The following is a 25,583-nucleotide window of genomic DNA, read 5'->3' as shown; positions in this document are numbered from 1 at the left end:
TTCCTTTCACCGGTGGGTATTTCGATCAGGATTGCGTGACGAGGGTGAAGTCGACCTTCTCGCGGACGCCGCAGTCGGGGCAGCACCAGTCGTCCGGGATACTCGACCACGGCGTGCCGGGCGGAAAGCCTTCTCGCGCAGCGCCTGTCGATTCGGTGTACGTGTAGTCGCAGATCGGGCAGATGTAGGCGTTCATGCGTTCACCCCGTAGGCTGCGAGGATCTTGGCCCGCTTCTTCGGCGCGATGTTGACCTGGGTGATGTCACCTCGGTAGTGCTCGAGAACGCGGTGGTCCATCACCTTGCGCCACAGGGGCGGAACTGTGGCGAGCATGATCATGCTGGCGTAGCCGCTCGGGAGCTGAGGGGCCTCTTCCATACTGCGAAGCGCCTGGTAGCGCCGTGTCGGATTCGCATGATGATCGCTGTGCCGCTGCAAGTGATAAAGGAAGACGTTGGTGCAGATGCGATCACTGTTCCAGCTGTGCGCCGGCGTGCATCGCTCGTACCGTCCGCTTGCGGTTTTCTGACGCAGGAGTCCGTAGTGCTCGAGGTAGTTGATCGCTTCGAGCAGCGAAAACCCGATGAACGCCTGGATCACGAGGTACGGCGCGATGCCGATCCCGAATACTGCAAGCGCGACACCGAACAGAACAACCGACATGAGCCAGGCGTTGAGCACGTCGTTCTTGATGCTCCAGTGCGTGGTGCCCAAACGCTCGAAGCGGGTCTTCTCGAGATGCCACGCCGACTTCAATCCCCCGCCGACGCTGCGCGGCCAGAAACCGTAGAGGGTCTCACCGAAGCGCGAGGTCGCCGGATCTTCCGGAGTCGACACTCGCACATGGTGGCCACGGTTGTGCTCGAGGTAGAAGTGACCGTAAGCGCTCTGCGCGAGAACGATTTTGGACAACCAGCGCTCGACGCTCTCCTTCTTGTGCCCGAGTTCATGGGCTGTGTTGATGCCGATTCCGGCCGTCACACCGATCGTCACTGCGAGTCCGATATTGGAGAGAACGCTCAAATCCCAACGCGCCCAGATGTAGCAGGACAGGAAGAAGGCCGTGTACTGCAGCGGCAGATAGGCGTAGGTGCACCACCGGTAGAAGCGGTCGTTCTCGAGTTCGTCGATCACCTCGTCGGGCGGATTCTTCCCGTCCTCACCCGCCAGGATGTCGATGACGGGAATGAGAGCAAACGCGATCAGTGGGCCGGTCCACCAGAAGACATTCCATCCGGTGGCGGTAACAAGCCCCACGGCGATGAAAGTTGCCGATGACGGAATCAGCGCCAGCAGCCACAAGTAGCGTTTCCGGTCTCTCCAAGTTGCGAGCCGACCATCTGGCTCGGTGTACACCAACGCCGCCATCGAATTCTCCAGTTCTCGTTCGGATCAGTGAGTGCGTCCTGCGCGGTAATCCGCGACACGAACAACATCTATGTATAGAGAGTGGACAAATGATGGCGTTTTGTCAACGATTTCTGAGGTAAAAGTTTTACAAACACGCAGATTTGTACATCACTTGGATGTGGCGGCAGATCAGCGTTCAAGGAATCGAGGGCGCAAAAGTGCGCCGAAAGGCGCTCGCGCCTCAGGCGGAACGTAGGCCGCCTCGCCATGCCGGGAATACAGGTGGTCGTCCTCGTATCGCGGAAATACGTGGACGTGGTGGTGCCAGACGTCCTGGTTGCCCGCCGGTTCGTTGTGCTGCCGGGTCGAGACGCCGTCGCAGCCGTAGGCTTCACGAATTGCAACAGCCACGGCCTGAACCAGGTCGAAAACCGAGTGCCCGACGCTCGTGGGCAAAGTGTAGAGATTCTCGAAGTGCTCGATCGGCGACACAAGTACGTGGCCGGGGTTGCCCGGCCACCACTTCGGGGAAATCCGAGCGATTGCGTGGTCGGTTCGAGCAACCAGGTCGGTCGACGAGTTGTGCTCGTCGAACTCGCCCAGCGCGAAGCGACAGAACGGGCACCGGTACCCCGGCGGCTCATGATGCAACTCGCCTGCCTTCACGTCGCGATCTTCCCACGACCTCAACGTCTGCAACCCGTGCGGAAAGCCCCAAAATGCCCGATCTGCGCGAATTTCCCCAAAACAAAAGTTCGCTTACCCATACTGAAATGACCGACTGTCCCCGACGTGAGTGGGTCCTGATGGATACCGACGTATTGGTAGCGGGCGCCGGCCCGATCGGCTTGACCACCGCGATCGAGCTGCGCAGACGCGGCATCTCATGTCGAATAATCGACCCGCTCGACGAACCGCGGCAATACGCGAAAGCCGTCGGGATTCAGCCACGCACTCTCGAACTCTTCGAGAACATGGGGGTGCTCCGCCAGGCACTCGACGCCTCGACATTGATGCGCGGTCAGATCATGTACACGAACGGCGTCGAGGTCGGCCGCGTCGACCTCACCCTCCCCGAGGACGTTCCTTACTGGTTTCTCTGTCTGCCTCAGTACTCGACGGAGCGCATCCTCACCGAGCGCCTCACCGAGTTGGGAACAACCGTCGAACGCGGAGTCGGCCTCACTGCATTCGAACAATCCGACGACGCCGTCACCTGCACCCTCAGCGACGGCAGTACCGTGACGGCTCAGTACCTGGTGGGTTCCGACGGCGCGCACAGCGTGGTCCGCAAAGGGCTGGGCCTGAGCTTCGAGGGCGGCGCATTTGCCGAGAGCTACATGCTCGGTGACGTCGAAGTCGACTGGTCGATCCCCAGCGGCTACTCCGTCCGCGTCAACCACACCAGCGACGACGGAACCACCGACGATCTACTCGTCTGCATCCCACTTCCCGGACACAAGCGGTACCGCATGTCGATGCTCGTTCCGGACGATTTGATGCCGGACGAATCGTCGAACAAAGCCGCTGTACAACACGGTTTTTCAACCGGCAAGACACCGGAACTCCATCACATCCAGGCCGTGCTCGACAGACTGTCCCCAGAACCGACCACCGCCTCGATGCTGCGATGGTCCTCGGTCTTCCGCATCAGCCACCGCATCGTCGACGCTTACGGTCGCGGACGGGTTTTTGTCGCCGGCGACGCCGCGCACATCCATCCCCCGACTGGCGCGCAGGGCATGAACACCGGGATCCAGGACGCCCACAATCTTGCGTGGAAGATAGCGCTCGCCGTCAAAGGCGTTGCAACAGCAGATCTTCTCGAGACCTACGATGCCGAAAGACGGCCGGTCGGTGAAGAAGTCGTCGGGATGACGGTCCGAAATGCTCGAGAAGGAATCGGTTCGGGAGAGTCCTCCATCGACACGGCAATGCGGCGCCAGGCTCAATTGTTGATCGACTACTCGGAGAGTCCGCTGAACACCGGGCGTAATTCTTCGAGTCCACACGTTCAACCGGGCGAGCGTGCACCCGATGCACGCGGAATGCGCCGAGACGGTGTGCAGTATCCAATTCGGTTGTTCGACTTGCTGTCCGGAGTCGACCACACGTTACTGCTGACTTCGGACGGATCCGCGGAGAGCATCAACAGCTTGGAGAAGGTCGCCGACGCCGCAATTCGATCAGCGCACGGCTTGCTGGACGTCTACGCGGTAGTGCCACCGGGAACCGTGACCGTCGACTCGCTGGTGCCGATCATCGAGGACAACGCCTCGCAACTGTGCGCCGCGTATGAGGTCGAAGGTACGGCGGCGCTGGTCATTCGCCCCGACGGCTACCTCGGATTCCGTGGTCACCCGGAGAACGTTTCCGATTACTTCACGAAAGTGTTTGCCGTCAATCAGGAATGAGCGAAGCGAACATCAACCGAATCTCGGGCGAGAGCTTCATCAACTCGACGTATCCACCCAACGGCCCGGCATCGAGGTAGGAGAACTCCATGCCGACGCCCTCTACCCGACCTTGTTGCACCACCGACATTCCGCGACGCTCGGCCTCGAGCAACGTCGCCTCGTAATCGCCTGGAACCCAAGCCATGTGATGAACTCCGACGCCGTGAGTCTCCAGGAACTCCGTGTACAGGTTGCGTCCGGACACTGATTGGATCAACTCGAGCTGTTGGCTGCCCGCATATCCGATCGACACGTGAACGACATAGTCCGCGGGCTCACCTCGATACGTTGTGGTCTCGGGACCAAAGGCGATGTCTGGCATACGTAGCCATCGCTCCACTCCCCACTGCCGAGTGAACTCCTGTTCGGCGGCCTCGATGTCCTCGACCACCCAGCAGATCTGGAAGATCGGTCCCGAGACCAACGGGGTCATGCCATTTTTCCGTTGTCCACCGAGTAGACGGCCCCGTGTATCGCCGAGGCGTCGTCGGAGGCAACGAAAGCCACCATCTTCGCAACGTCCTCGGCTTCCATCAAGCCACGCGGCGAGGCAACCTTCATGACGAGGTCGAAGTCGACTCCGTCGGGGAAGGTGAATCCGGTGACTTGAGGAGTCATCATGCCGCCGGGGCAGATTGCGTTGACACGCAGAGACTTTCCGGTGAACTCCATCGCCATCGCTCGGGTCAGTCCGATGAGTCCGTGCTTGGCAGCGCAGTATCCAGCCGAGTACGCCTGCCCTTCCAGCCCCGCGATCGAGGAGACGTTGACGATGTTGCCGCCCCGTTCCAGCAAGTGCGGCAGCGCTGCTCGGGAAAGGAAGAACGGTCCGTTCAGATTGACCGCAAGGTCATGTGCCCATTCGGAATCCGCAATATCCGCCGTATGACGAAGCGAGTGCGATCCCGCCACGTTGACGAGGATGTCGATACCACCGAGTTCGTCGACACACGCTTGCACGGCCGCATCACACTGAGCGGAATCCGAGACGTCCGTCGCCGCGAAACGACGCTCTCCATCCGCGCCAACCACCTCGACCATCGACTGTCGCAGCTTTTCCTTGTCGCGGGCGATACCGAAAACCTGTGCGCCCCTGCGGTGGAGAATCTCGGTGACGGCGCGCCCCAACCCTGAGGACGCGCCGGTTACCAAGGCCACTTTTCCGGCCAGTACGTCTGCCATGGGCTAGGAAGCCGCGGCTTCGCGCTGGAGTTCCAGCGCAATGTCGATCAACTGATCTTCCTGTCCGCCGACCAACTTGCGCTTACCTGCGCGCACCAACAGTTCCGCGGACGACACTCCGTACCGCTCGGCCTGACGCTCGGCATGCTTGAGGAAGCTCGAGTACACGCCGGCGTAGCCCATCATCAGTGCCTGACGATCGAGCAGGCACTCCTGCGGCATTGCCGGGCGCACAACGTCTTCGGCTGCATCGGCGATCGCGAAGAAGTCGATACCGGTCTTGACTCCGATCTTGTCGCAGACACCGACAAACGCCTCGACCGGGGCGTTGCCGGCGCCGGCACCGAACCGACGGGTACTACCGTCGATCTGCTTGGCTCCCGCACGAACTGCCGCAATGGAATTGGCGACGCCCAGGCCCAGGTTCTCATGTCCGTGGAAGCCGACCTGAGCGTCGTTGCCGAGTTCCTGAACCAGCGCCTCGACGCGATCGGATACCTGCTCGAGCACCAGCGCGCCGGCCGAGTCGACCACGTACACACACTGGCAACCCGCGTCGGCCATGATGCGAGCCTGCTTGGCCAGCTTCTCCGGCGGAATCGAGTGAGCCATCATGAGGAATCCGACTGTTTCGAGTCCACGCTCACGCGCGAGGCCGAAGTGCTGGATGGATACGTCTGCCTCGGTGCAGTGAGTTGCAATGCGGCAGATGGACGCACCGTTGTCCTGTGCGATGACGATGTCGTCCTTGATGCCCAACCCGGGCAGCATCAGGAAGGCGATCTTCGCGTTGGTCGCCGTCTCGACTGCAGCTTTGATCAGTTCCTGCTCGGGAGTCTTCGAGAAGCCGTAGTTGAAGGAGGATCCGCCGAGACCGTCGCCGTGAGTGACCTCGATGACCGGCACTCCGGCTCCGTCGAGGGCACCGACGATGGCTCGTACTTCGTCGACGGTGAACTGATGACGCTTGTGGTGGGAGCCGTCGCGCAGCGATGTGTCGGTGACGCGGATGTCCCAGCTCGAATCGAAATGAATCATGTCGCTCATGCCTTCACACTCAGAAGCTTCTGGGCGATTTCCTCGCCCACCTTGGTGGCTGCTGCCGTCATGATGTCGAGGTTGCCCGCGTACGGCGGCAGGAAATCGCCTGCGCCTTCGACCTCGACGAACGTGGTGACCGTTGCATAGCCACCGGAAACGACGCTCGGTTTGTCGAACTGCGGTTCGTTGAGCAACCGGTAGCCGGGCACGTACTGCTGGATGTCCTTGACGACGCGGTGAATGGAGTCGGTGATCGCGGCCTGATCGGCGTCTTCGGGGATAGCGCAGAAGATTGTGTCGCGCATGATCATCGGCGGGTCCGCGGGGTTGAGGATGATGATCGCCTTGCCGCGCTGTGCGCCGCCGATGGTCTCGATACCGCGGCTGGTGGTCTTGGTGAACTCATCGATGTTCGCGCGAGTTCCCGGGCCGGCGGACAACGATGCAACGGAGGCGACGATCTCGGCGTACGCCACGTCGACGACACGTGATACCGCGTAGACGATCGGAATGGTTGCCTGCCCACCGCAAGTGATCATGTTGACGTTGGGCGCGTCCAGGTGCTCACGCAGGTTCGCGGGCGGAACCACAGCCGGGCCGACCGCGGCCGGAGTCAGGTCGACGGCACGGATACCGGCGGCCTCGTAGCGTGGTGCTGCCTCGCGGTGCACGTATGCCGACGTCGCCTCGAAGACCAGGTCCGGTTTCTCCGCCTGGCTGAGCAACCAGTCGACGCCCTCGGCGGAGGTCTCGAGTCCCATCTTGCGAGCGCGTGCCAATCCTTCACTCTCGGGATCGATTCCGATCATCCATCGCGGCTCGAGCCACTCGGAGCGCTGCAGTTTGTACAACAGATCGGTGCTGATGTTTCCCGATCCGACGATCGCCACACTTGCCTTGGTCATGACTACTCCTACGTGAACTGAAGAGAGACGGAACCGAGGCCGCTGAACTCGGCTCGGAAGTTGTCGCCTGGATGAGCGTCGATCGCTCGCGTGCACGAACCCGGCAGAACGATGTCGCCGGCCTTGAGCCGAACTCCGAACGTGTCGACCTTCTGCGCCAACCACGCGACGGCGGTGACCGGGTTACCGAGAACCGCATCGCTGCGCCCCTCCGCAATCCGCTCGCCGTTGCAGGTCAGCACCGCGTCGATCGCCTTGATGTCGATGTCCGACGGGCGAACTCGTTCCTTGCCGAGAATGAACCCGGCGGAGGACGCGTTGTCCGCGATGGTGTCCGAGAGGCCGATCTTCCAGTCCTTGATCCGGCTGTCGATCAACTCGATGGACGGCGCATAGGCGACAGTGGCGTCGATGACGTCTTGTTCGGTGCACCCGGCGCCCGGCAGATCTGCTCCCAGAATGAAGGCGACCTCCACCTCGACGCGTGGGAAGCAGAAGCGCGACGTGTCGACCGGACGGTCCTCGAACTCTTCCATCTCGGCGAGCAGGTGACCGTAATCTGGCTCGTCGACGCCCATCATCTGCTGCATCGCCAGTGACGAGAGCCCGACCTTGTGCCCGACCACCTTTGCGCCACCGGCAACACGACGCCGGATGTTGATGAGCTGGATCTCGTAGGCGTCGACGACGTCGATGTCCGGATACGTGGCGATCAGCGGGCTGATCGGAGCGCGATCCCGTTCCGCCGAATCAAGATGGTCGGCAAGTTCGCCGCGGATCTGCGTCGAGAGCATCGTTCAGGCCTTTCCGACTGTGGAGAATGCGGCTGCGTGCTGACCGGCTCGTCGTCCGGAGAATACGCAGTCGGCGAGCGACAAGCCGCTCACATACGAGTTGGAACAGATACCGACCGCGGTACGGCCGGCGGCGTACAGACCAGGGATACCCTCCCCGGCCTCGTTTTTCACCATGCCGGACGATTCGTCGACCACCAATCCACCGAGCGTGAGCATCGGGCACGGATTCATCATGTTGGGCTTGATCGAGACGTCGTACATCGTGAACGGCGCAGACAGTATCGGCCTGACGAAGTCCGACGGTTTGCCCATCGGATCAGGTTGTCCGGCAGCGGCAGCGGAGTTATGCGCGTCGACGGTGGCTTGAAGGCCGGCGACGTCTATCCCCGCTTTGCGGGCGGCCTCGGCAATGGTGTTGCCACGCACTGCAGTACGCATCATTCCGGTGGTCTGTACCCGCTGGAACCACATCGACTGGTCACTTATCTGCGATTTCGCTTCGCTAACGAGTTCGGAATCTGCCAGCAGCCAACCGATTCCGCTGCTCTTCTCCGCCATCGCCTGACCGAGAGCGGCACCGTAACGGGACTCGTCGACGATTCGCGCACCGGATTCACCCACCAAAATGGAACCGAGAAAAGCACTCGGCGGGACGATGAATCGCCAGGCGGACACATTGCCGAGCTTGTCGGTGGCTCCCCCGGCTTCGACGCCAAGGTTGATGCCTTTGCCGTCGTCCCCGGAGGTGCCGAGCGGGATACCGCCCTTGTAGGCGGGGGCATGGGTGCGCATCATCTCGCGATTGGACACGAAGCCGCCGGCGCTCAGGATCACGCCGCCGCGCGCCTGGATGCGAATCCGCTTGGCGTGCTTCTTCTCGATCTTCGCGATGAGTGCGTCGAGAATCGTGCGCAACTGCGGCGCGTAGACGCCGGGCTTGGAGGACAGGGAGCCGAGCGTCGCGTGACGGCGACGAACTCCGGCAGGTGCGTCACGCAGCGTCAGTGCTTCGACGCCGATCACCCGGCCGTCCTCGATGATCAGCCGGTCCGCTCGCGTCTGGCCGAGCAACTGGACGCCCTTCGCCTCCGCGGACTTCGCGAGCGGGCCGTAGAGCATCTTTCCCGACGTGCCACGCCCCTTGGCGCGATGACCACGCGGAGCAGGTTTTGCGATGTCACGGAACCCGCCGGCCGATTCGCTACCCGAGAAGTAGAGGTAGTGCTTGTTGCTCGGGTACGACGTCTTGTACGGACAGAGTGAGGCCTCGAACGGCACGCCGTGACTGCGCAGCCAGTCGATCGACGCCGGGCTCTCGTCGACGAACCGGCGCAGAGTCTGCGGCGTCACAGCGTCACCGACCTCGCGGTTCAGGTAGGCGAGCATGGCTTCGGGACTGTCCTCGACACCGGCTTCCTTTTGAATCACGGTGCCGCCGCCGGCGTAGTAGATTCCTCCGGAAATCGTGCTGGCACCACCACCGAGTGCTCGGTCGATCGCCAAAACCGACGAACCGGCCGCTACAGCTTCGAGCGCCGCACTGGCGCCCGCCACACCGAACCCGACCACAAGGACGTCAACCGAAGTATCCCAGGTCACACCGCACCATCCTCAATCTCACTGCAACGTGTTTCGTTATCAATGACAACGTCCGGAAATACTTCCTGGCAGAAAGCATGGACTGACACCCCCATCATTCTATAACGTGTTCTACATGAGCAAGCAGGAATACGACATCGTCGTCGTCGGCAGTGGTGCCGCAGGTATGACAGCGGCCTTGACCGCAGCCCACCAGGGCTTGAGTGTGGTCATCGTGGAGAAAGCCGCCCACTACGGCGGATCGACCGCCCGTTCCGGTGGTGGGGTCTGGATCCCCAACAACGAGGCACTTCAAGCGGACGGTGTCACCGATACACCGGAGGCCGCACGTTCCTACCTGCACAGCATCATCGGCGACGTTGTCGCTCCCGAACGCATCGACACCTATCTCGAGCGCGGTCCCGAGATGCTCTCGTTCGTGTTGAAGAACAGCCCGCTCGAGCTGCAGTGGGTTCCCGGCTACTCCGACTACTACCCGGAAGCACCCGGCGGACGCCTCGGTGGCCGCAGTGTCGAGCCCACCCCGTTCGACGGCAACAAGTTGGGCGCCGACCGCAAGAACCTCGAGCCCGACTACGTCAAGGCCCCCAAGAACTTCGTCATCACCCAGGCCGACTACAAGTGGCTCAACCTGCTGATGCGCAATCCTCGCGGACCCCTGCGCGCCATGAAGGTCGGCATGCGATTCCTCGCAGCGAAGGCCACCAAGAAGGATCTGCTGGTTCGCGGCCAGGCACTGGTCGCCGGTATTCGACTCGGACTTCAGTCCGCCGGAGTACCCATCCTGCTGAACACCCCGCTGACCTCCCTGTACACCGAAGACGGCGCAGTTCGCGGCGTCAACGTCATCGTCGACGGCGAGGAGCAGGTCATCCGCGCTCGCCACGGAGTCGTGTTGGGATCCGGCGGATTCGAGCACAACAAGGAAATGCGTGAGAAGTACCAGCGCGCACCTATCGGCACCGAATGGACCGTCGGCGCGAAGGCAAACACCGGCGACGGTATCCGCGCAGGCCAAGAAGTGGGCGCTGCAGTCGATTTCATGGACGACGCCTGGTGGGGCCCGTCCATTCCGCTGACCGGCGGACCGTGGTTCGCTCTCTCCGAGCGCACCCTCCCGGGCTGCATGATGGTCAACATGTCGGGCAAGCGCTTCGGCAACGAGGCGGCTCCGTACGTCGAGGCAACCCATGCGATGTACGGCGGTGAGTACGGTCAGGGCGAGGGCCCCGGCGAGAACATCCCGACGTGGATGATTCTCGATCAGCGCTACCGCAACCGCTACACGTTTGCCGGTATCACTCCCCGCTCCCCCTTCCCCGGCCGCTGGCTCAAGGCCGGCATCGTGGTCAAGGCGGGAACCATCGCCGAATTGGCAGAGAAGACAGGGCTTCCCGTCGCATCGCTGACCGAAACCGTCGATCGGTTCAACGGCTTCGCGCGCAACGGCAAGGACGAGGACTTCGGACGCGGTGACAGTGGTTACGACGCGTACTACGGCGATCCCCGACTGAAGAACCCCAGCCTCGCCGAAATCAGCAAGGCTCCGTTCTACGCCATCAAGATGGTTCCGGGTGACCTCGGCACCAAGGGTGGTATCTGCACCGACGTCAACGGCCGAGCACTACGCGAAGACGGAAGCGTCATCGACGGCCTCTACGCGGCTGGCAACGCGAGCGCTCCGGTCATGGGCCACACCTACGCCGGACCAGGCGCGACCATCGGTCCCGCAATGACTTTCGGTTACTTGGCCGTACTCGACATCGTCGAGCGTGCGAAGAAGGCCGAGACAACCGAAGCACCTGCAGCTGAAAAGACGGCGGTCGACCATGCCAATTGATCCGAAGATCGCACTCGGCGCCGAGCTTGCGCCACAAGAGTTCTCGTGGACCCCGTCGGACGTGCAGCACTACCACTTGGCCCTGGGGGCAGGTGCTCGTCCGCTTGATCCGAACGAGCTTCGATACCTCGACGACGAAAAGCCTCAGGTACTACCCACCTTTGCCACCGTCGCCGCCAACTTCCACGCCACCGAAGCACCGAAGGTGTCGTTCCCCGGCGTCGAAATCGATCTGGCGAAGGTAGTCCACGGGAGCCAGGAAGTCACTGTCCATCAGCCGATCCCGGCAAGTGGAAGTGGCCGCACCACAACTCGAATCGCCGAGGTCTGGGACAAGGGCAAGGCCGCGGTGATCGTGCAGGAATCCGTCACGGTTGACGCCGAGGGCAACCCGCTGTGGACAGCTCGCTCGTCCATTTTCGCCCGCGGCGAGGGTGGTTTCGGGGGTGAACGTGGTCCGTCGGAGTCGATTACGCTTCCGGATCGCGAAGCAGATGAGACAGTGGTGACGCCTGTGCTTCCACAGCAGGCTTTGCTGTACCGGATGTGTGGTGATCGGAATCCGTTGCACTCGGATCCGCAATTCGCCTCCGCGGCAGGCTTTCCAGCGCCTATCCTGCATGGACTGTGTACTTACGGAATGGTCTGCAAGACCGCAGTGGATACCATGCTCGACGGCGACAGCAGTCGGGTAGCCGGATTTCGGGCCCGCTTTGCCGGGGTCGTATTTCCCGGCGAGAACTTGAGTATCCAGATCTGGAAAGACAATGGGCGACTCCTGATCTCAGCTTCTGTACTGGAGCGCGAAGCTCCTGCCCTGGCTGACGTAGTTCTCACTCTTGTCTGATACCAACCTGTCTGATACCCACCTGTTAGAACTCACCGTAGTTCTCGAACCCGATGGAGTAGCCCGAAGATGACGGCACAAGACGAAAAGTTCCGACTGTCCCGACGAGGTTTCATGGCCGCTGGAGCCGGCGCCGTGGCAGCGACCGCATTCGCCGGCTGGACGCCGGCCTACGCCGTCCCCGCCGGCTCTTCCGGCTCCGCGGGTGGTCCCGTGTCCACCCTCACACCGCCGCCTGCCTTCCCCGAAGGCATCGCGCTGTACCAGCAGGCATATCAGAACTGGTCCAAAGAGATCATGCTCGACGCGATCTGGACCTGTTCGCCCAAGACGCCCGAAGACGTAGTCCGCCTCGCGAACTGGGGCCATGCCAACGGCTACACCATTCGTCCCCGCGGTGCCATGCACGGCTGGACGCCGCTGACCATCGTCAACGGTGCGCCGGTCGACAAGGTCATCCTCGCCGACACCACGGTCCACCTCACCGGAGTCTCCGTCAACGCCGGTGGCAGCCCAGCCACCGTCACCGCAGGACCCGGCGCGACCCTCGACGCCATCACCACCGCACTGCAGGCACAGGGCCTCGGGTTCGCGAACCTGCCGGCGCCGGGTGTGTTGACCATTGCCGGCTGCCTCGCCGTCGACGCTCACGGCGCAGCTCTTCCCGCCGAAGGCGAAGCACACGTTCCCGGACAGACTTTCGGCTCACTCTCCAACCTCGTCACGTCCCTGACCGCAGTGGTCTGGAACGGCAGCGAGTACGCACTGAAGACGTATGCACGTAGCGACGCGGCGATCAAGCCGCTGCTGACTCACCTCGGACGCACCTTCCTCACCTCCGTCACCTTGCAGGCCGCCCCCAACTACCGCATGCGCTGCGTCAGCCACACCGACATCGGTTGGCAGGAACTCTTCGGCGCCCGCGGAGCGTCCGGACGCACCTTCGAGAAGTTCGTCCGCGAAAACGGTCGCGCAGAAGCAATCTGGTACCCCTTCACCGAACGCCCGTGGATGAAGGTGTGGTCACTTGCACCCACCAAGCCGCCGTTCTCGCGTGAGGTGACCGGACCGTACAACTACATCTTCTCCGACAACCTCCCGGAGCCGGTCACCGACATGATCGGCCAGATCAACTCCGGAAACCCGGGCATCGCACCGGCATTCGGGCAGATCATGTACGCCACCACCGTTGCCGGACTCGCCGCGACGTTCTCCAACGACCTGTGGGGATGGTCCAAGGACGTCCAGTTCTACATCCGGGCCACCACCCTGCGCCTGACCGAGGGCGGCGGAGCCGTCATCACCTCGCGCGCCAACATCGGCCAGGTCATCCACGACTTCACCCAGTGGTTCAACGGCCGCATGGAGTACTACCGCTCCATCGGACAGTTCCCCCTCAACGGGCCCGTCGAAATCCGTTGCTGCGGCCTCGATCAACCATCCGAGGTCGAGGTCGACTCGGCAGGCGCCCCCACCATCTCGGCCATGCGCCCGCGCCCCGACCATCCGGAATGGGACACTGCCATCTGGCTCAACGTCCTCGGCGTCCCCGGAACCCCCGGCATGTTCGCGTTCTACCGCGAAATGGAACAGTGGATGCGTAATCACTACAACAACAACGACGCCACCTTCCGCCCCGAGTGGTCCAAGGGCTGGGCGTTCGGCCCCGACAAGCCGTACACCGACACCCCGATCATCACCCAGGGCCTCCCCCAGACCTACCGCGACGGCGTCCCATCGAGCGACAACTGGGACACCGCCAACGCCGCATTCAACGCGTTGGATCCGCACAAGGTCTTCAGCAACACCTTCCTGGACCAGTTGCTGCCTTGAGGTTCAAGTACTGAGCGCACACTCTGACAACTCGACGGTCGTCGCCACTCCCCTTACTTTCGGGAGTGCGGCGGCCGTCGTGCGTTGCAGTGAGCGGGATGAAGGAGTCCCCCCGCATCCCGACGAGGCAGCTGCCTCAATCGCGATCAGGATGGATCGCCTCGTGCATACTTTCCACTGCCCTGGCGTGAGTTGAGAGCTCGGACCGAGCCGACCGAATCGTGGCGCTGTCGCTGCGTGCCCCCGGCTCGGGCGACGACGAGTCCTCTCCGGGGTTCGGCGCGCCACCAGCTGGATGCTCGGAGGAGCCGGTGCGCTCTTCCCTCTCCGCGCGGGCGCGCAACAACGACTCGGACTTCGGGGTATTTCGCATCGGAGCATTGTCCCAGATCCATCTCCTATGACTCACATTGAGCGCTCTCACCCCCGGCGACCAGGCCGTTCCTGAATATCAACACCTAGAATGTTCGCAACAAAATATCTACAGCCGTCAGGGTAGACATTCTCGCGGGTCTGTTGTATCTTTTTTCTCGTAGCAAGGAACGAGTCAAGAGATGCGGGAGAGATGAACTACCCGCAAGCAGTACCGCAGGGCAGGGACGTGCCGGGGCCGAATTCGTGTGTGAGTGTGTAGTCGGACCCGGCACCCCCCTTCAAAGCGGCTACCGGATGTCTTGTGCGAGTCCGGAAGTTCGAAAGAATGCAGTTATGTAAGTAAGTTCAACCCCATCCGGCCCCCGGCGCTCCTCGCGCCGGGGGCCCCGTCCGTTCAGCGAAAGAAGCGAGCCATTCCGGCAGATACACCACCGGGGGACCCCTCCGGCAGATTCGACGACGAGAACTATCCTGCGTACAGCATGGGACATGCGGCCGAGATCCTCGGTGTCAGGCAAGCTTTCCTTCGTAGCCTCGATGCCGCGAAACTGCTTACCCCACAACGCTCTGAGGGCGGACATCGCCGCTACTCCCGCTACCAGCTGCGCATCGCAGCCCGCGCGCACGAACTCGTAGCCAACGGCACGGCGCTCGACGCGGCTTGCCGCATCATCATCCTCGAAGACCAACTCACCGAAGCCCGTCGCATCAACGCCGAGCTTCAGCAAGCGCAGGACCTGCGAGAGGAACCGGACGCGCCACCCGAATGAGGACTGCACTGGAACAGCAGTTGCGCCTATACGGTCGATCTGACCCCTCCTCCTTCCAACTGCGGTAAATTCGGCCAATTGGGACATTGCTCGGCGTCGGTTGCTCGATTTCCACATCGAAGGGATCGCAGGCATGACTTCCTCCCACCACCGCGCTCGGGTGCGGCTGTCTGCTCTGTCGATCGCCTTGACCGTTGCCATTGCAACCGCTGCGTGCAGTTCCGACGATGACTCCGCAATAAACACGGGCAGCGCCTCTCCCAGCACCTCGAGCAGTCGGGAATCCACCGAGATCACGGACATCGTCCGCCGCCAAGTGGCCGACTTGGGCCTCAGTGCCGCTGTGTTCGGGGTGTGGCGAGGCGACGACGAAGTTGCTCTCGGCGCCGTCGGAGAGTCCCCTGTCGGAGTTCCGGCGACAACCGACATGCAGTTGCGCGTCGGCCAACCGATGGAACCGATGCTCTCGACAGTCCTGCTGCAACTCGACGAAGAGGGAACGCTTCCCCTCGATCAACCGATCGCGAAGTGGGAACCGAACTTTCCACGCGCAGACACCATCACTCCGCGAATGCTGGCCAACAGCACGTCGGGCATCTCCGACTACGTGACCGATCCACAGTTCCTCAAACTCTTCACGGACAACCCGATGAAGGGCTGGACTTCTCGAGAGATCCTGGATCTTGCCAACTCCCGCCCGCCGTTGTTCGAACCCGGCACCAGTTGGGCGTACGCGCACAGCGACCTGACGCTGCTCGGCGACGTCATGGAGAAGGCGACCGGAAAGCCGTTGGGCGAACTACTTCAGCAGCGCGTCTTCGATCCGCTCGGGATGGATCACAGCAGCGTTGTACTCACGTCGCAGATGGACGAACCGATCCTGCACGGTTACACCAATGAACGTGGAGTATTCGAAGACTCCACTTTCTGGAATCCGACGGCGTTCCTGCACAGCGGAAACATGAACGCGCCTGTCGCCGACGTCGGAAAGTGGGTGCGCGCACTGGGAACGGGAGAGTTACTATCCGACAAGGCTTTCGAGCAGCAGATGGCGCCGACGACTGCGGGCTTGGGAAGTATGACGGCGGACAAGTTCTTTTCCTTCGGGACCGGGCACCTCGACGGCTGGCTGGTGATGAACCCGTCGTACGGCGGTTACAACGGTCTCGCGCTCTACTACCCCGATTCGAAGACGACGATCGTCGTCTACGCCACACTCGGGCCGACAACCAACGCGGACCTCAACAACGCCGTGTCGATGGGGAAGGAGATCGGAACCCTCCTCGAGCCGGATCACCCGCCGCAGGTACCGACGCCGTGACGCCCCACACACGCTGGTAGTAAACAGCGCCGGTCGGCAACTTCCTGTTTACGCACGGATTACCTCCAGGACTTATCGCCCCATCACCATTCTCTTCAGTACCGAACGAAACGCGTCGGACCGCGGGTTGTCTCGCCAGTGAACGAGAACGTAGATAGATGGGGACAGGCCCGATGAGGAAATACGCGATGTCAGTGGCATGCACGGTTGCAGTCACAGCGGGGGTGACTCTTGTGATGTCGGTACCTGCCGGAGCGGACCCGAATGACGGTGGGTCGTGCCCGGCCGGTGCGGTATTCGCGGTCGGCGGAACGTGGGATCCGACGGGACAAACGACGCAACCCGTCACCGACCGCTACGTCGCCCAGGGTTACGCCTCCAAGCCGGTGACCTACCCCGCCAGCTTCTGGCCGCTCGGCGAACAGACGTACGACCAGAGCGTTGCCGCCGGCGCCCAGACGCTTCGCACTGAAGTCAACGCTTTCCACGCTCAGTGCCCGGGCAGCGAGATCGTCGTCACCGGATACTCACAGGGAGCACGGATTGCCGGCGACGTTCTCGGTGACATCGCACGTGACGGATCCATTCCCCAATCGCAAGTCGAAGGCGTCCTCTACGCCGACCCTCGCAACTCGGCCGGGGGCATCGAAACCGTAGTGCCCAATGTCGTTCCGGGAGCGACGATGTCCGGAGCACGCGGCGGATTCGGAGACATCGCAGTGCAGGAAGTCTGCATCGAGGGTGACGGCATCTGCAACATGCCCAAGCCGCGTGATGCGCCCGAGGTGTTCGTGGATTCGGTCTTCGGCTACTTCACGAAGCACAACACCTACACGCCGATGATGTCCGAGCCCGCTCCGCCTGCTCCCCCGGCGCTGCCGCAGACACCGTCGGTGCCACTGCAACCGGCTGACGTCGCCACTGCGATCGTGACACGGGTCGTCGAGAACATCACTCCGTATCTGAGCGCTGCACTCGCCACCGTGCTGACGAAGTAACGCGACACCGCTTGTTCGGCTGACTGAAAGTCGACCGATTCGTACAAGTCGAGGACCACCCGCGCCGTGCACCATCGAATACATGCTCACCTTCATCGTCAGATACGGGTACGTCCCGTTCATGCTCTTGGGAATCAACGGAGCCGCAATCGCGCTGGCGGCATCCGGCGCGCCGAAATGGTCACTGGTGGCATTGATTCTCTTCGCAGTGGTCTGCTCTTTCGCGGCCGAACGGACGCTTCCCTACGAATCTTCGTGGAATGCCCCCGGACCGGACAGGTTTCGCGACGCGGTCCATGCGTTTGTCAACGAATCTCTCATCCTGGTCAGCGTCGCGGTCATCCCGTTGATGGCAGCGGTGATTCCGTTCGACGGGCTGTGGCCGATCGGTCTTCCGTTTGTCGTTCAGGTCGTCTTCGCAGTGTTGGTTGCCGATTTCGGCATCACCGTCGTGCATTTGATCAGCCACAAGGTTGGATGGTTGTGGCGTTTCCACGCGGTTCATCACAGCCTCGAACGGTTCTACGGTATGAACGGACTGATGAAGCACCCCGTACATCAGACTTTCGAAACCGCCGGTGGCGTCCTGCCACTGATCCTCCTCGGGATGCCCGTTCCAGTTGCCTCGGCGCTCGCGGTTTGTGTCGCTGTCCAACTCCTGCTTCAGCATTCGAATTCCGACTACCGCATCGGCCCCCTGCGCCCGATACTCGCCCTCAACGCCGGCCACCGATTCCATCACCTCAAGTGGGCGGGAATCGGTGACGTCAATTTCGGTTTGTTCACTCTGATCTGGGATCACCTGTTCCGCACTTATTCTTTCGATCCGGAAAAGCGATTCAGCAGTGACGATCTCGGAATGGCGGCCAAGCCCGACTACCCGGACGACTACCTCGGCCAGTTGGCCGAACCGTTCCGGAGACAGAACTGACGGACGATCGGTGGAGATTCAGCCCGCGAGTACCCGTCGCATGACGGGCTTGGCTGCAAACGCACTGGCCAACACCAACGCGATCCCCACAGCCAGGGTGACGCCCAACTGAACCAGCGCCATCGGAGTGGTCAATACGGCTGCCCCTGCCAGCGGGAAGAGGAACAGCAGTGCAGCGCCGGCGCCGGCCAGTGCCATCACCACCACGGGAGTGCGAACGTGCCGCATGCGGGCGCTGTCCATCACCTCGACAGGTGTACCGGCCAGAGTCAGACTCCGATACAGCTCACGGTTGTCGAGGATCCCGGATACCTGGGTGAGCGCAGACGAGATTGCCGCCAACGTGAATGTTGCTCCGAGAGTGAACAACACCCCGGTTCTCATGTCCGCGAACAGGAACTCCTGCCCTGGCTGCAAATCCTGCCCTTCCCCGTTGCCGATCGCGGCGAGGAGAGATGTGCCTGCGGCAACAAAGCTGGCCATCGTCACACCGCTGACCGTGCGCCACACAGCCTTCGGATTATCCAAGACCCGACGCGCCGCAATCAGCGAAGCACCGTCTTTGGCGCATTTGAGCATGATCCGTCCAAGCAGCGAAATGACGAACGGACCGACCAACGCAACAACGCCGAAGCAGAGACCAAGGCCCACCAGGATTGCCGCGATGCTTGCCGCGGAGCCCCCGAATGCACTCCATCCCACAAGAACCCCCACCCCAGCCACCGCGAAGATCATCTTCGGTGCGGCGCTGGGATTGCCCGCCGTGACGCCCAACGGGCTCACGAACACCTGGCGCATCCCGAGCATCGACGTCAAAGCAGCCAGGATGGTCATTCCGAATACGATGCCCACCAGCGGAAGTGCGCCTACCCAAAGCTCACTCCACTCGAATGTCCGACCTTGAAATCTCAAGAGAGCTACGAGCGGCAACGCGAGGAGGTATCCCACCACACCGATCAACGCACCGGCCAAGCCCTGGATACCCGATTCCGCAGCGCACAGCGCAACGATCTGGCGAGGGGTGGATCCGATGAGTCGAAGCGAGGCAAGTCGTTCGTCGCGACGGCGCGCGCCCAAGCGGGCCGCCGCCAGACCGAGAGTGACGGCTGGAACGATCATCAACACCGAAGCAACCCCTGCGAGCGCTAGGTACGCCTCGGCTTCGGGTTCGCTCGATCTGCCCGCAAATGCACCGTAGCCGCCGAGCACCGTCAGCAAGAACGTCGTCGAGGCGGCAAATGCGGACACTGGGAGCGCGAAGGTACTCAAGGCCTTTCGTCCTTCACCTCGCATCGTCATCAATGCAACGCGCGCTGTGGCCTTCATGCCGCCACCTGTGTCCCGACGAGCGAACCGGCCTGCATCATCATCGTGCGATCACACCACCGAGCGACTTCGGCATCGTGAGTGACGACGACCAACGCAGAACCGATCTGTTGAGCCGAATCACGCAACACCCTCATCACTTCCCAACTCGTCTGCGCGTCGAGGGCACCGGTCGGCTCGTCCGCGAAGAGAACGGCGGGTTTGGTCACCAACGCTCGCGCAATCGCCACACGTTGCGACTGACCACCCGACATCTGACCCGGGCGACGGTCCTGCAGACCGTCCAGTCCCAATGGCGCGAAGAAGCCGTGCGCCGTCCGCTTGGCTTCGGCGATGGACAACCCGTTGAGCACCAAGGGCAAAGCGACGTTCTCGATCGCCGGAAGCTCCGGTAACAGTTGGCCCGATTGAAAAACGAATCCGTACGACTCGCGTCGGAGGCGGCTGCGGTCGTTCTCACCGAGGTTCTCGATATGCCTGCCGCTCAGCAGGATTGCTCCCGAGTCGGGCTTGACGATTCCTGACATGCAATGCAGCAGAGTCGACTTGCCCGACCCTGAAGGACCCATGATGGCCGTAGCAGTACCGGCGCGCACTTCCAGCGATACACCTCGGAGCACTGGAACGTCGCCGTACGACTTGCCCAGCGCGTGGACCGACAGGACTGCGGGTGCTTGTGCGTTGTTCATGATTCCACCTTCTCGTGAACCCCTCGCCAGCACATCGGCCCAGCGCACGATCTTCGAACCGAGTGCGGTCCTACCGGAGGATGACCGGACCCCGAGCTCTGTCAGGGTCGTCACTATGATTTCCGACATGACCTGGTCCGGCGCCGTCCACATGGAGCCCGGAATTCTCATGTTCACCGGCGCAGTGGGATCCGCGCACATGCATTCGCACGCCGCTGTTCAGATCATGATCATCGACGACGGGGACGTCACGGTCACGGACGGGGACGGCCACAGTGAAGTCGTGCGGTCCGTGGTCATTCCATCCGGGGCGGTCCACGCGTTGTCCGCCTCCGAGGGTGCGCGGGGACGGGCGATTTACATTGACTCCACCACCGGGATGGGTCTGCGCATCAGGCCACCGGAGCCGGGCCGCGGTGGTGTGGCCGACTGGTCGGACCGTGGGCAGACCGCAGTAGCGATGACGGACCGCGGCGCTGATTCGGATCTGGAATACGCAGCGAGGCTGATCGATTCACTGTCCGAAAGTAGACAGCCGTCGAGCGTACGCGCTCTTCACCCGGCGCTCGAGCATGCCCTGACGCTACTTCACGAGCGACTTTCAGGGCCGATAACGCTGACGGACACCGCCGCGCTGGTCTCCATCTCACCTGGCCGATTGGGAAGAATCTTCAACGATCAACTGCAGATGAGCTTTTCGACCTACATTCGTTGGTTGCGGCTACGACGTGCCATGGAAGTGATGAGCAGTGGCGCAACCCTGACAACCAGTGCACACGAGGCCGGTTTCACCGACAGCGCCCATCTCAACCGTATCTGCCACAGTATGTTCGGGCTCACGCCCAGCGCCGCGACCGGCGGCCTCACCTGGAATTGACGCTACTCCTCAACTGATGCTGCCCGCCGCCGACCTCGCCAGTAGCGACAGACGACTGTAGAGGCGCGCCAACCCCGGCACGTCCCGGAGGCTGCCTGCCACTTCTTCGACGTAGGCGTCGGCGTAGATCGTCAGCCGCGCATCGACGTCATAGAGAACATCGACGACATTCGCGAAACGGCGAAGGGCAAATTCCGACGCCTGGGCGAGCACCGGCACTCCGAAGATCACCCAGTCGTCGAAGCGTGCGGCGAGCGCGAGATAATCGGCAGCCGCGGTCGAACCAGCGCACAGCACCTCGAAATCGAACCAGACGACACCGTCTCGAATCGCCGAGCACTCCAATGTGCGTGTGCCTATCGTCAATTCGACACTTTCGCCCGAAGGCCGCGTAATTCCCGAGCCGACGAGGAATTCCCCTGTCGCAAATCGGTAGTCCCCGGCACCTGGCTTTCCTGCCGTCCGATAGTCGACGGAGCCACCCAACTCGATCACCTCGAGAGTCCGCTCCATCAACTCGATCGACGGAACGAACTGCTCGTGAAAAAGCGGATTGGGAAGAAGATCGGTCGGCGGAACATTGGACGTGACGACAACAGTCACGCCTTTCGCGACGATTGTGTCGAGAACCCTTGCCATGAACATGGCGTCGGCGACGTCGTCGAGGTGGAACTCGTCGAAACAGAGCACACGGATTCCATCGACGACGTGATCCAGTGCCACGCCCATCGAGCCGAGTTCATGCGCCCGAGAGTGCAGATCTGCAAAGAACCGATGAAAGTGAATGCGCCGCTTGCCGACCGGGAGCCCGTCGTAGAACTCGTCCATGAGCATCGTCTTCCCGCGGCCGACGCTACCCCAGAGATAGATCCCACCCCCGACCTCACCGCCCGAGATCCGGGCCTGCAGTGCGTCGAGGGCTTCGCGTGCCGCCAACTGCTCTTCGTCCAGTAGCATAAGACTCCTCTACGTCTGTAGAGTCGAGGCTAGTGATCGAAGGCAAATCGAGTCAATGTGACCCTCACGACGCACCATCTGCAGCATGCAACATCGACAACAAGGAACGACATGAAGCCTGATCGCAGAGCCCTCATCGCGGCATCCGCCGTCACGATCATCGCCGAGCAGGGCCCGCGTGCACTCACCCATCGGGCGGTTGATCAGTCCCTGGAACTTCCTGCCGGTTCGACGTCGTACTATTTCCGCACTCGCGAGGCACTACTCGAAGCAACCGCATTGCACATCGTGCACCGGTCACGTTCGATATTCGACGAACTCCGCGAGAGGCCCAGCGATCCTGCTGCCCTGACGGCCGAGTATCTCGATGATCTTCTTTCGCACCGCAGACACGAATTGATCGCGAGATATGCACTGCTCTTGGAAACTCCCCGAGATTCGGCATTGCACCAACTCCTCGAAGACAGCCTGTTTTCACGGGAGAAGGCAAGGCCTGTCTTCGACATCATTGGCGTTGACGATCCTGACGTCGCCGCCGAAAATTTTCTGAGCCTTCTGGAGGGCTTGATCTTCGACTACTGCCTCGGAGCGCGTAGCCGAGATCCCCGCTCCTCCGAAACCGTTCGGCAACTTCGGATCCCGATCGACATCTATCTGCGCGGAGTTGGTGCCGCCTGAAAGATGTTGGTCAGCAGAGGCTTCCGGTGCAGGGCCGTTGACCAGAGAACAGTGCCGCGACAAACGGGGTGCTGTCTGGAACCGAAGCCGGAACGGTTCCCAGATGATCAGTGGGATAGGTATGGAATGCAAAGTCGACACCGTTGGCAGTAAGGTCGGCCGCGAACTTCAGTGTCAGCGGTGCCGGAACATCGATGTCCGACAACCCCTGACCGATGAAGAACGGGCGGTCGTATCCTGCGGTCGGCACAGTGAGCAGGTCACGCGCAGCCTCCATGAATACTGGATTGTCCAGCGACTTCGTCAGCACCTGCCCGAGTGTGACGGTTCCGTACTTCGTGCGCGCCTCGGTGTAGCACATGTTGTTCTCGACGTCATCGAGGATGGTCTTGCCGAGCGGGGTCAGATACGAGTCGATGTCGATATCCGGCCGCGAAGCACGCAGTCCGTCAAGAACGTTCGCGATGTAGACCGTCGTACCCTTGAGCGGAAGCGCCGGAAAAGCCGGACCACCGAGCGGTAGAAGATTCTCGATGTTCGAGGGGACACCAGTAGCGACAGCGCCGCGGTAGTCCAACTCCGGCGCGTAAGCAGTGGCAAGCGAAGCGGTGAACATAGTCGCCTGCCCGCCCTGCGACTGCCCCATCGCAACCCATGCGCTCGACAGGTCGTCGTCGACCGCACGAGCGGCACGCACCATGTCCACAACGCTGTGTGCAGCGGAACGACCGTCGAGATACGGGTGAACACCGGGTGTTCCGAGCCCCACGTAGTCGGTGGTCACGACCGCGTATCCCTGCTCCAGCCAGTGACCCAGATGCGTCGCGGTCCGTTCGAGTGGAACACTGCTGCTCGGCGCACACTGATCCGCGACACCCACCGTCCCGTGCGCGTAGGAGATGACCGGCCAACCACCCTCGGGCGGAGCTCCCTCTGGGCGATACACCACACCGGTACTCGTCATCGGCGCATCCTTCGGGCCCGTCGACCAGTACGTGACCTTCGTTGCGCTCACGGCACCCGGGATCACCCGGTCGGGACCGAGCAACTCCTGACTCACGACAGCACCCGGAGCATCGTTCGGTTCCGCTCCGGCCGGCGCCGCAACTGTCAACGCCACCAACGCACTCGCACTCAGTCCGACGAGCGTCCTACACAGTCGCTTACTCACGTACTTCTCCTACCGATTGCGGTGACGGTGCATATGTGGTGATCGGCCCCACATCAGCTGATCGAGTTCAGACCATAGAACAGCCTTACCATTTGGTCAACCTAAATTTCCGCTCCGCATCGACCGTCGTGACACGCCTGCTCGGGTAGGGTGGCGGTGTTCGATACGTGCAGGTCCCCCGCGAGATCAGGAGGCCGAAAGGCTCTCTCATGTCAGCACCTGATCTCCCGACCTTCCCTGCTTCGCAGCAGAAGTCGGTGGCCGCGATCCTCCGAGCAGCAGGTTGCGTCTTCGCCGAAGACGAGGCTCGCCTACTTCTTCACACCGCACGCTCTCGCGATGAACTCGACGCGATGGTCGACCGACGAGTTGCCGGCGAACCACTCGAGCCCGTCCTCGGATGGGCCGAGTTCTGCGGCTTGCGCATTCACATCGACTCCGGAGTCTTCGTCCCACGCCGGCGCACCGAGTTCCTCGCCTGGCAGGCCTGCTCACTTGTCACCCCAGGAAGCGTCGTCGTCGACATGTGTTGCGGCTCAGGAGCTGTCGGTGCTGTCCTGCAGTCGACGCTCGACGCCGTCGATTTGTACGCGGTAGACGTGGAACCGGCCGCAGTGCGGTGCGCTCGCCGAAACATCACACCGCCCGAGCGTGTACTCGAAGGCGATTTATTCGAACCACTGCCGACGAACTTACTCGGTCGCGTGGATGTCGTCGTCGCCAATGCACCTTACGTCCCCACCGAATCGATCAGGCTGATGCCGCCCGAAGCCCGTCTTCACGAACCGCTGGTCTCGTTGGACGGCGGTACCGACGGACTGGACCTGCAGCGTCGCATCATCGCGGACGCCGCGCCGTGGCTACGACCGGGTGGCTGTCTTCTCGTCGAGACGAGTACGGAGCAGGTCGAAATGACTGTTGAAACATTCACTCGGGGAGGGTTTCTCACTCGGGTGGCAACCTACAGCGAGACCGCGTCGACCGTGGTGATCGGTCAGCGTTGAAGGCGATCGGATCCTGGCGTGGACCACTCCCGAGCGCGGGCGGCAAAGCCGTCGACAAAAAGCCCGAACGCGCGATCGACGCGGGCCCGGTCCCCGGTGGCCAGAAGATCCATCGACAGACCCCGCATTTGCGAGAGCAACAGAGTAGCGACAGAGTCAACATCGTCCTCGGGGCAACCCGCTTGTCGTAGACCGGCTTCCAGTGCCTCGATCCAATCGCCCACAAAACGGTCCAGGAACCGTCCGTAGCGGTCGCGGTCGCCGAGCGCGAGGGCGTAGATCTCGACCATCACCCGGAACCGCGGCAGGACCTCCGGCGTCGTACGTTCGGTCCACCACGCAGTCAGCACTGTCGCCGGATCGACCCCCGGTTTCATCGGCACCGCAATCGGAATGGACTCACCACGCATGTTCTCGATGACCTCGGAGAGCAGATTCTCCTTGCTCTCGAAATGGTTGAGCAACGACGCATGCGACACACCCACGGCCTTGGCGAGCTGCCTCACCGTCAACTCCCCGACACCGTTGTCGATGACGTAGCGGGTCAGCGCGTCGAGCAACTCCTCACGTCGCCCGGCGTATCTCAGGCTGCGTTTGTCGATGCGTTCGGGCTCCGGCACATATCCACCCTACCGG

General features: G+C 62.1%; 26 protein-coding genes. 11 read left to right on the top strand and 15 right to left on the bottom strand.

Annotation, left to right across the window (positions count from 1 at the left end; genetic code table 11):
* Window positions 1-25: 25 nt before the first annotated feature.
* The 3 genes from RhoBH5_RS12140 to RhoBH5_RS12130 all read right to left on the bottom strand — a co-directional run bounded on the left by RhoBH5_RS12140 (window position 26) and on the right by RhoBH5_RS12130 (window position 2,016).
* On the bottom strand, window positions 26-196 hold the full coding sequence (locus RhoBH5_RS12140) for a rubredoxin (protein ID WP_007734092.1): 171 nt from the start codon (window positions 194-196) through the stop codon (window positions 26-28).
* Entirely contained in the window at window positions 193-1,368 is a 1,176-nt protein-coding gene (locus RhoBH5_RS12135; protein WP_003945652.1) for an alkane 1-monooxygenase, read from the bottom strand. Before RhoBH5_RS12135 ends, RhoBH5_RS12140 begins: the two co-directional genes overlap by 4 nt.
* Window positions 1,369-1,539: 171 nt before the next feature.
* On the bottom strand, window positions 1,540-2,016 hold the full coding sequence (locus RhoBH5_RS12130; RefSeq protein ID WP_007734089.1) for an HIT family protein: 477 nt from the start codon (window positions 2,014-2,016) through the stop codon (window positions 1,540-1,542).
* A 140-nt stretch (window positions 2,017-2,156) separates the two neighbouring features.
* Between RhoBH5_RS12130 and RhoBH5_RS12125 the strand changes: the two genes are divergently transcribed.
* Entirely contained in the window at window positions 2,157-3,764 is a 1,608-nt protein-coding gene (locus tag RhoBH5_RS12125; protein ID WP_270008436.1) for an FAD-dependent monooxygenase, read from the top strand.
* On the opposite strand, the gene RhoBH5_RS12120 is transcribed toward RhoBH5_RS12125, so the two are convergent.
* The 6 genes from RhoBH5_RS12120 to RhoBH5_RS12095 are packed head-to-tail and all read right to left on the bottom strand — an operon-like array spanning window position 3,751 to window position 9,330.
* On the bottom strand, window positions 3,751-4,239 hold the full coding sequence (locus RhoBH5_RS12120) for a VOC family protein (protein WP_270008352.1): 489 nt from the start codon (window positions 4,237-4,239) through the stop codon (window positions 3,751-3,753). The genes RhoBH5_RS12125 and RhoBH5_RS12120 overlap by 14 nt on opposite strands.
* Complete coding sequence (locus tag RhoBH5_RS12115; protein WP_019746895.1) at window positions 4,236-4,988, bottom strand: SDR family NAD(P)-dependent oxidoreductase; 753 nt, start codon at window positions 4,986-4,988, stop codon at window positions 4,236-4,238. Before RhoBH5_RS12115 ends, RhoBH5_RS12120 begins: the two co-directional genes overlap by 4 nt.
* A 3-nt stretch (window positions 4,989-4,991) precedes the next feature.
* Entirely contained in the window at window positions 4,992-6,035 is a 1,044-nt protein-coding gene (dmpG, locus tag RhoBH5_RS12110) for a 4-hydroxy-2-oxovalerate aldolase (RefSeq protein WP_007734084.1), read from the bottom strand.
* Window positions 6,032-6,934 carry an acetaldehyde dehydrogenase (acetylating) gene (locus tag RhoBH5_RS12105; RefSeq protein ID WP_047269619.1) on the bottom strand — a complete coding sequence of 301 codons (903 nt, stop codon included), beginning with the start codon at window positions 6,932-6,934 and terminating at the stop codon, window positions 6,032-6,034. Before RhoBH5_RS12105 ends, dmpG begins: the two co-directional genes overlap by 4 nt.
* Window positions 6,935-6,942: 8 nt before the next feature.
* Window positions 6,943-7,728, bottom strand: a complete 786-nt coding sequence (locus RhoBH5_RS12100) for a 2-keto-4-pentenoate hydratase (RefSeq protein ID WP_003945480.1) — start codon at window positions 7,726-7,728, stop codon at window positions 6,943-6,945.
* Between the two features lie 3 nt (window positions 7,729-7,731).
* Complete coding sequence (locus RhoBH5_RS12095; RefSeq protein WP_047269620.1) at window positions 7,732-9,330, bottom strand: FAD-binding protein; 1,599 nt, start codon at window positions 9,328-9,330, stop codon at window positions 7,732-7,734.
* Window positions 9,331-9,445: 115 nt separating this feature from the next.
* Here RhoBH5_RS12095 and kstD point away from each other — a divergent pair, with 115 nt between their 5' ends.
* The 3 genes from kstD (at window position 9,446) to RhoBH5_RS12080 (ending at window position 13,850) form a co-directional block, all read left to right on the top strand.
* Window positions 9,446-11,170: a 3-oxosteroid 1-dehydrogenase gene (kstD, locus tag RhoBH5_RS12090; protein WP_007734077.1), complete on the top strand. Its 1,725-nt coding sequence runs from the start codon at window positions 9,446-9,448 to the stop codon at window positions 11,168-11,170.
* Window positions 11,160-12,017 (top strand): MaoC/PaaZ C-terminal domain-containing protein, encoded by an 858-nt coding sequence (locus RhoBH5_RS12085; protein WP_003945880.1) that lies wholly within the window; start codon window positions 11,160-11,162, stop codon window positions 12,015-12,017. The genes kstD and RhoBH5_RS12085 overlap by 11 nt, the downstream gene beginning before the upstream one ends.
* Window positions 12,018-12,086: 69 nt before the next feature.
* The gene (locus RhoBH5_RS12080; RefSeq protein WP_042449392.1) at window positions 12,087-13,850 is read left to right on the top strand and encodes a cholesterol oxidase substrate-binding domain-containing protein; all 1,764 of its coding nucleotides are present in this window, start codon (window positions 12,087-12,089) and stop codon (window positions 13,848-13,850) included.
* A gap of 136 nt (window positions 13,851-13,986) precedes the next feature.
* Here the strand turns inward: RhoBH5_RS12080 and RhoBH5_RS12075 are convergent, their stop codons facing one another.
* Entirely contained in the window at window positions 13,987-14,223 is a 237-nt protein-coding gene (locus RhoBH5_RS12075; protein WP_231782917.1) for a hypothetical protein, read from the bottom strand.
* Window positions 14,224-14,707: 484 nt separating this feature from the next.
* On the opposite strand from RhoBH5_RS12075, the gene RhoBH5_RS12070 reads away from it, so the two are divergent.
* The 4 genes from RhoBH5_RS12070 to RhoBH5_RS12055 all read left to right on the top strand — a co-directional run bounded on the left by RhoBH5_RS12070 (window position 14,708) and on the right by RhoBH5_RS12055 (window position 18,245).
* On the top strand, window positions 14,708-14,995 hold the full coding sequence (locus RhoBH5_RS12070; protein ID WP_270008351.1) for a MerR family transcriptional regulator: 288 nt from the start codon (window positions 14,708-14,710) through the stop codon (window positions 14,993-14,995).
* Window positions 14,996-15,128: 133 nt separating this feature from the next.
* The gene (locus RhoBH5_RS12065) at window positions 15,129-16,316 is read left to right on the top strand and encodes a serine hydrolase domain-containing protein (protein WP_231782916.1); all 1,188 of its coding nucleotides are present in this window, start codon (window positions 15,129-15,131) and stop codon (window positions 16,314-16,316) included.
* Between the two features lie 188 nt (window positions 16,317-16,504).
* Window positions 16,505-17,314: a PE-PPE domain-containing protein gene (locus RhoBH5_RS12060; protein WP_003945630.1), complete on the top strand. Its 810-nt coding sequence runs from the start codon at window positions 16,505-16,507 to the stop codon at window positions 17,312-17,314.
* An 82-nt stretch (window positions 17,315-17,396) separates the two neighbouring features.
* Window positions 17,397-18,245 (top strand): sterol desaturase family protein, encoded by an 849-nt coding sequence (locus RhoBH5_RS12055; protein ID WP_209922145.1) that lies wholly within the window; start codon window positions 17,397-17,399, stop codon window positions 18,243-18,245.
* Between the two features lie 18 nt (window positions 18,246-18,263).
* Here RhoBH5_RS12055 and RhoBH5_RS12050 read toward each other — a convergent pair whose 3' ends face one another.
* Together RhoBH5_RS12050 and RhoBH5_RS12045 are read right to left on the bottom strand one after the other, a co-directional pair.
* The gene (locus tag RhoBH5_RS12050) at window positions 18,264-19,571 is read right to left on the bottom strand and encodes an FtsX-like permease family protein (RefSeq protein WP_058039238.1); all 1,308 of its coding nucleotides are present in this window, start codon (window positions 19,569-19,571) and stop codon (window positions 18,264-18,266) included.
* Entirely contained in the window at window positions 19,568-20,413 is an 846-nt protein-coding gene (locus tag RhoBH5_RS12045; RefSeq protein ID WP_007734065.1) for an ABC transporter ATP-binding protein, read from the bottom strand. Before RhoBH5_RS12045 ends, RhoBH5_RS12050 begins: the two co-directional genes overlap by 4 nt.
* Between RhoBH5_RS12045 and RhoBH5_RS12040 the strand changes: the two genes are divergently transcribed.
* A complete protein-coding gene (locus RhoBH5_RS12040) occupies window positions 20,388-21,137 on the top strand; it encodes a helix-turn-helix transcriptional regulator (RefSeq protein WP_042920562.1) in 750 nt (249 codons plus the stop codon). The genes RhoBH5_RS12045 and RhoBH5_RS12040 overlap by 26 nt on opposite strands.
* A 9-nt stretch (window positions 21,138-21,146) precedes the next feature.
* Here RhoBH5_RS12040 and zapE read toward each other — a convergent pair whose 3' ends face one another.
* Window positions 21,147-22,094, bottom strand: coding sequence for a cell division protein ZapE (gene zapE / locus RhoBH5_RS12035; RefSeq protein ID WP_270008350.1), 948 nt, complete (start codon window positions 22,092-22,094; stop codon window positions 21,147-21,149).
* 111 nt (window positions 22,095-22,205) lie between these two features.
* Between zapE and RhoBH5_RS12030 the strand changes: the two genes are divergently transcribed.
* The gene (locus RhoBH5_RS12030) at window positions 22,206-22,772 is read left to right on the top strand and encodes a TetR/AcrR family transcriptional regulator (RefSeq protein ID WP_007734055.1); all 567 of its coding nucleotides are present in this window, start codon (window positions 22,206-22,208) and stop codon (window positions 22,770-22,772) included.
* A gap of 10 nt (window positions 22,773-22,782) precedes the next feature.
* On the opposite strand, the gene RhoBH5_RS12025 is transcribed toward RhoBH5_RS12030, so the two are convergent.
* The gene (locus RhoBH5_RS12025) at window positions 22,783-23,943 is read right to left on the bottom strand and encodes a lipase family protein (protein ID WP_047269627.1); all 1,161 of its coding nucleotides are present in this window, start codon (window positions 23,941-23,943) and stop codon (window positions 22,783-22,785) included.
* A 209-nt stretch (window positions 23,944-24,152) separates the two neighbouring features.
* Here RhoBH5_RS12025 and RhoBH5_RS12020 point away from each other — a divergent pair, with 209 nt between their 5' ends.
* Complete coding sequence (locus RhoBH5_RS12020) at window positions 24,153-24,947, top strand: putative protein N(5)-glutamine methyltransferase (protein WP_270008349.1); 795 nt, start codon at window positions 24,153-24,155, stop codon at window positions 24,945-24,947.
* Here RhoBH5_RS12020 and RhoBH5_RS12015 read toward each other — a convergent pair.
* Entirely contained in the window at window positions 24,938-25,567 is a 630-nt protein-coding gene (locus RhoBH5_RS12015; protein ID WP_270008348.1) for a TetR/AcrR family transcriptional regulator, read from the bottom strand. The genes RhoBH5_RS12020 and RhoBH5_RS12015 overlap by 10 nt on opposite strands.
* Window positions 25,568-25,583 lie beyond the last annotated feature (16 nt).

Source organism: Rhodococcus sp. BH5, assembly GCF_027583855.1.
Taxonomy (GTDB): Bacteria; Actinomycetota; Actinomycetes; order Mycobacteriales; family Mycobacteriaceae; genus Rhodococcus_F; species Rhodococcus_F qingshengii.
This window is presented reverse-complemented; position numbering and strand designations above follow the sequence as displayed.

Bases quoted from the DNA above. Each gene is read 5' to 3' on its own strand.
- RhoBH5_RS12080 (WP_042449392.1), top strand. From the start codon at position 12,087: ATGACGGCACAAGACGAAAAGTTCCGACTGTCCCGACGAGGTTTCATG.
- RhoBH5_RS12115 (WP_019746895.1), bottom strand. From the start codon at position 4,988: ATGGCAGACGTACTGGCCGGAAAAGTGGCCTTGGTAACCGGCGCGTCC.
- RhoBH5_RS12055 (WP_209922145.1), top strand. From the start codon at position 17,397: ATGCTCACCTTCATCGTCAGATACGGGTACGTCCCGTTCATGCTCTTG.
- RhoBH5_RS12060 (WP_003945630.1), top strand. From the start codon at position 16,505: ATGTCAGTGGCATGCACGGTTGCAGTCACAGCGGGGGTGACTCTTGTG.
- RhoBH5_RS12050 (WP_058039238.1), bottom strand. From the start codon at position 19,571: ATGAAGGCCACAGCGCGCGTTGCATTGATGACGATGCGAGGTGAAGGA.
- RhoBH5_RS12030 (WP_007734055.1), top strand. From the start codon at position 22,206: ATGAAGCCTGATCGCAGAGCCCTCATCGCGGCATCCGCCGTCACGATC.
- kstD (WP_007734077.1), top strand. From the start codon at position 9,446: ATGAGCAAGCAGGAATACGACATCGTCGTCGTCGGCAGTGGTGCCGCA.
- dmpG (WP_007734084.1), bottom strand. From the start codon at position 6,035: ATGAGCGACATGATTCATTTCGATTCGAGCTGGGACATCCGCGTCACC.
- RhoBH5_RS12100 (WP_003945480.1), bottom strand. From the start codon at position 7,728: ATGCTCTCGACGCAGATCCGCGGCGAACTTGCCGACCATCTTGATTCG.
- RhoBH5_RS12125 (WP_270008436.1), top strand. From the start codon at position 2,157: ATGGATACCGACGTATTGGTAGCGGGCGCCGGCCCGATCGGCTTGACC.
- RhoBH5_RS12120 (WP_270008352.1), bottom strand. From the start codon at position 4,239: ATGACCCCGTTGGTCTCGGGACCGATCTTCCAGATCTGCTGGGTGGTC.
- RhoBH5_RS12040 (WP_042920562.1), top strand. From the start codon at position 20,388: ATGACCTGGTCCGGCGCCGTCCACATGGAGCCCGGAATTCTCATGTTC.
- RhoBH5_RS12020 (WP_270008349.1), top strand. From the start codon at position 24,153: ATGTCAGCACCTGATCTCCCGACCTTCCCTGCTTCGCAGCAGAAGTCG.
- RhoBH5_RS12085 (WP_003945880.1), top strand. From the start codon at position 11,160: ATGCCAATTGATCCGAAGATCGCACTCGGCGCCGAGCTTGCGCCACAA.
- zapE (WP_270008350.1), bottom strand. From the start codon at position 22,094: ATGCTACTGGACGAAGAGCAGTTGGCGGCACGCGAAGCCCTCGACGCA.
- RhoBH5_RS12065 (WP_231782916.1), top strand. From the start codon at position 15,129: ATGACTTCCTCCCACCACCGCGCTCGGGTGCGGCTGTCTGCTCTGTCG.
- RhoBH5_RS12105 (WP_047269619.1), bottom strand. From the start codon at position 6,934: ATGACCAAGGCAAGTGTGGCGATCGTCGGATCGGGAAACATCAGCACC.
- RhoBH5_RS12075 (WP_231782917.1), bottom strand. From the start codon at position 14,223: ATGCGAAATACCCCGAAGTCCGAGTCGTTGTTGCGCGCCCGCGCGGAG.
- RhoBH5_RS12140 (WP_007734092.1), bottom strand. From the start codon at position 196: ATGAACGCCTACATCTGCCCGATCTGCGACTACACGTACACCGAATCG.
- RhoBH5_RS12135 (WP_003945652.1), bottom strand. From the start codon at position 1,368: ATGGCGGCGTTGGTGTACACCGAGCCAGATGGTCGGCTCGCAACTTGG.
- RhoBH5_RS12045 (WP_007734065.1), bottom strand. From the start codon at position 20,413: ATGTGGACGGCGCCGGACCAGGTCATGTCGGAAATCATAGTGACGACC.
- RhoBH5_RS12070 (WP_270008351.1), top strand. From the start codon at position 14,708: ATGGGACATGCGGCCGAGATCCTCGGTGTCAGGCAAGCTTTCCTTCGT.